The organism is Streptomyces spiramenti (assembly GCF_012034385.1).
Classification (GTDB): domain Bacteria; phylum Actinomycetota; class Actinomycetes; order Streptomycetales; family Streptomycetaceae; genus Streptomyces; species Streptomyces spiramenti.
The window spans coordinates 1-1,212 of record NZ_JAAVJB010000463.1 but is presented as its reverse complement, the minus strand read 5'-3'; the positions used below and the strand labels follow the sequence as shown (position 1 = coordinate 1,212).

Genomic DNA, 1,212 nt, shown 5'->3' with positions numbered 1-1,212 from the left:
CTCCCGGGCGGTCCCGGGGCGCCGCGGCGCAGGGCGTGGTCCGCTCCCGTGGCGGGCGCGCGGGACCGGGGCGGGCGCCCCCCGTACGCCCGCCGGACGCGTCGGACCCCGGGGACGGGGCGGACGAGTCGGGCGTCTAGAGTGGCGGGGTACGTGTGAGAACCGTCCACCGTCGGGTCGGCACGACTCACGCTCCGTCCGCAGCGCGCGTCGCTGATGTTCGCAGAACCAGGGGTATTCGTGACGGCCGTCGATTCCCGTCCCGTGGACACGAACAGCGCGGGTGCCGGTCACCGGCCGCTGGGTGCCAGGGTCATGGGGTTCATCGCCCTGACCAAGCCGCGGATCATCGAGCTGCTGCTGATGACCACCATCCCCGTGATGTTCCTCGCGGCGCAAGGGGTGCCCAGTCTCTGGCTGGTGTTCGCCACCTGCTTCGGCGGATATCTCTCCGCCGGCGGCGCGAACTCGCTGAACATGTACCTCGACCGGGACATCGACGCGCTGATGCACCGCACCAGCAACCGTCCCCTGGTCACCGGGATGGTCTCGCCCGTCGAGGCGCTGGTCTTCGGCATCTCCCTCGCCGTCGTCTCCACCCTGTGGTTCGGCCTGCTGGTCAACTGGCTCTCCGCCGCGCTCGCGCTGGGTGCCCTGCTGTTCTACGTGGTCGTCTACACCATGCTGCTCAAGCGGCGGACCTCGCAGAACATCGTCTGGGGCGGCATCGCCGGGTGCATGCCGGTGCTCATCGGCTGGTCCTCGGTGACCAACTCCCTCTCCTGGGGCGCCGTCGTCCTCTTCCTCGTGATCTTCTTCTGGACCCCGCCGCACTACTGGCCGCTGTCCATGAAGGTCAAGGAGGACTACGCCCGCGTCGGCGTCCCGATGCTGCCGGTGATCGCCACCAACACCGTCGTCGCCCGACAGATCGTGGTCTACAGCTGGGTCATGGTCGCGGTCTCCCTGACGCTGTGGCCGCTGGGATACGTGGGCTGGTTCTACACCACCGTCGCGGCGGCGGCCGGTATCTGGTGGCTCTGGGAGGCCCACGCCCTCCAGTCACGGGCCCGCGCCGGGGTGACAGGTGCGCCGCTCAAGGAGATGCGGCTCTTCCACTGGTCGATCACCTACGTCTCGCTGGTCTTCCTCGCCGTGGCGATCGACCCCTTCGTGAGCTGAGCTGAGGGCGGCGGCGCTCGCCGCGCCCCA

1 protein-coding gene is annotated in these 1,212 nt (G+C 69.7%); it reads left to right on the top strand.

What is annotated here, in order from left to right; translation table 11 throughout:
* The first annotated feature begins 240 nt into the window (after positions 1-240).
* Positions 241-1,182: a heme o synthase gene (locus HCJ92_RS24170; RefSeq protein ID WP_167935728.1), complete on the top strand. Its 942-nt coding sequence runs from the start codon at positions 241-243 to the stop codon at positions 1,180-1,182.
* The last annotated feature ends 30 nt before the right edge of the window (positions 1,183-1,212 follow it).